Here is a 2,769-nt window from a genome sequence, read left to right as displayed (position 1 = left end):
GCCTCCGACCAAATCACCAGTCGGGGGATGGAATCAGAATTCCGCAGCCAGGGGAATCCTCAACGCGATTCCGCGTTCAATGGACGCGCTCTAACTTCCATTGTGGACGCTCCCTCTCTTACGGTGGCTGTCAAACACCACCATTCTGGCACATCGATGCCGTCGAGGGGGCGTCCACCCGTCACTACCGGTCTACCGGAAATGCGTCGGCGATGGCTTCGCTCTTTGAGACGGCGCAGCCAGTATAGTCGGCGCATGAGCTGGTCGGAGTTCGAGATCGTCACGGCACGCGGGTGCGGGAATCCGCCGCCCGATCTGTGAGGCGAGCCGAATGACTGACCTACTCGACCGTCATCCCTGCGTCTCTCTCGTGCTTTCATTGCGCCGATTTCGGCTACAATCACCTCATATTTTCTGGGTCCACGCGCGCTAATGGGGCGAGTTAAGCAGTTCCAGACTGTTTCTGTTCACCAGGAGCTGGAAATGGCGTGATCGACCAATCTATCAGCCCGACGGCCCGCTGAAGTATCGCCTCCGTACGAGCAAGGCTAGGTGACGCGGCGATGACGTGCCCGATCGAGTCTCGGTCATCGCCGTTCCTGACGATCAGCGTGTTTGGCTTAACATATAACTCTACCTCGGTGACACCAGTTTCGGCGGCCGCCCGGCTATCGCCATCGATCCAGTCGAGGGTGCCGTCGCGATCAGGAACTAGGAACCGTGCGGCCGCAATCTGCGAATGCCCTTTGCGCAAATCACATTCCTCGCCTGTGACAAGCTTGATGTGCTCGGTGATGAGATCGACACCGTACGCCAGTTGAATCAGCCGAGGAGTGGAACAACCCGGAAGACGCGGATTGACTTCAATGGCGACTGGGCCGCGCTTAGTCCACCGCAATTCAATGTTCGCAGGCCCCCAACCAAGCCCGAGAGCTTGTAGGCAGCGTAGTGAAACATCGGCGATACATTTATATTGGCCATCGGTCAGAGGGGCCGGAAAGATGCTCCCGCGGGGGACGAAATGCGGTGGGCGGCCGAAGTCAGAGGTGCCAATTGCAATTACCTCATTGCCCATGGTGTCGACACTATAGTGAGGCCCTTGTGCGAATTCCTCGATCAGTATCCTTGGCGAAGACCGCCAGATGTGCTTCGCGCCCAGCAGGCATGTCGCATGCTCAGCTAACTCATCGGCGTCGCGGCACAATCGGACACCGCTGCTTCCGCTGCCTACAACGGGCTTAAGAACCACCGGAAGACCGATCTCAGCGGCAGAGGTTTCTACGTCCGTTGCATTCGCGGCCACGCGATAAGCAGGTGTTGGAACGCCGGCCTCTGCGAGGAGTTGACGTTGAGCGAATTTGTCGTAGCACCCTTCAATCGATGTAGGGTTCGGTCCCGGTAGATCGAAGTGCCGGCAGAGCTTGCTGACCGTCACATATACCGATTCATCGCGGCCTGCGAAGCCAGTAATGCCAGCAATCTCATACGACGAGCGCAGCTGGGAACATTCGCGCATCAGCACATCGAGATTGTTCGTATCGGCTTGGATTGCCTCAACCTTTCCCACCGGTAGATAGTCGTATTGCGTTGGGTCAGCCGACAGCGTAATTGGATGAAGACCAAGACGCTGGGCCGCTTGGACGTACAGTGGACCATTACTTCTATGCCCTTCAACCAGGATGAGTGCTCTTTTTGCCATTTGCATTTCCTCCACGTTGCGTGCTCTAAGGTCATTTTGAGGGACAATACCCATCAGCTTTTTCACTCAATGCTCATCCTCAGGCTAGAGGCGAGCCTACATTGTCGGCGATCTGCAATTTGTATCGCATCTAAATGGTCTCTTGGAACTCATCGGCACACGTTCACTACAGTTCGACTTGGGGCAGAATCAGTCAACTATCTGATCTGGTAGTAGATTGAGTGCCGTAACCGAGTAAGTCGTTGCAGCGTTCTGAGCAGAGGGTACCGAAATGCGCGAAGAACAGTACTTGGCGATTGTTGTGACTGACCCGGGGCAGATGATTTCAACCCGGAAAAAAACTTCTCGCCGGCCCAGGGCCTCGTTGAAGGTACTCCGGTTCTACGTCGCTTATTAAATCAGATGGCACACGTTGGGGTGAAGAAGACAGTCATATTGGCCCTGGAAAATACAGGCAAGATCCCCACCGAACTCGGCGGTGACTTTGATGGGATGGAGGTTTCTCTGCGCGATTTGCCTGCGGGAAATGCCGGACGTCTCATTCATGCAGTGACGGTAGAAGAAATTGGCGATGTATCTAGCGACGTTCTTGTGTTCACCGAGAATGTCGTAGTGGAATTCTCGTTTATCGAGCGCCTGTTGCAGTTACCGGACAGCAACATCGTTGTAGTACGCAAAGCACGCGGTCGAGAGTCGCTCCGCGTGCTAACGGACGAGGCGCTGCGCGTTACAGCAATCCTGGGCTCTATCGATAGCAAAGGCGCGTCTGCAGATTTGAGCCCTATCGGTCTCTATAAGTTTGAACCCTCGTTTCTTCGCGCAATAGCTAAGCTAGTGCCCGTCCATAAACGTCTGTTTGTCTGGGGTTTTCAAGGTTTCTTGTCGACTGAAGCGTGTTTTTTGGACGCGTGATGGCACAAGACCATGCAGGTTATGGCCCGAAGAGCGATTGGCGGCAAAGGGGTATCGGCCGACGCTTGCCGGGCGTGATGTGAACGCTGCCGGATGAGGAGCGTCAGGTCGGCCTGAGGCGTGCGAAGAGGGCGAGATTGTAAGCGACCACCGAGGAC

Annotated in this window: 2 protein-coding genes; one reads left to right on the top strand and one right to left on the bottom strand. The window is 55.6% G+C overall.

Annotated elements, in window-relative coordinates:
* Nucleotides 1-442: 442 nt before the first annotated feature.
* The gene (locus BSG20_RS34950) at nucleotides 443-1,699 is read right to left on the bottom strand and encodes an ATP-grasp domain-containing protein (protein WP_072382392.1); all 1,257 of its coding nucleotides are present in this window, start codon (nucleotides 1,697-1,699) and stop codon (nucleotides 443-445) included.
* 417 nt (nucleotides 1,700-2,116) lie between these two features.
* On the opposite strand from BSG20_RS34950, the gene BSG20_RS34945 reads away from it, so the two are divergent.
* On the top strand, nucleotides 2,117-2,611 hold the full coding sequence (locus tag BSG20_RS34945; RefSeq protein ID WP_143147627.1) for a glycosyltransferase family protein: 495 nt from the start codon (nucleotides 2,117-2,119) through the stop codon (nucleotides 2,609-2,611).
* Nucleotides 2,612-2,769 lie beyond the last annotated feature (158 nt).

The organism is Rhizobium tibeticum (assembly GCF_900110205.1).
Classification (GTDB): Bacteria; Pseudomonadota; Alphaproteobacteria; order Rhizobiales; family Rhizobiaceae; genus Rhizobium; species Rhizobium tibeticum.
This window is presented reverse-complemented; position numbering and strand designations above follow the sequence as displayed.

Coding starts and splice junctions, on each gene's coding strand:
- BSG20_RS34950 (WP_072382392.1), bottom strand. CDS start 1,699: ATGGCAAAAAGAGCACTCATCCTGGTTGAAGGGCATAGAAGTAATGGT.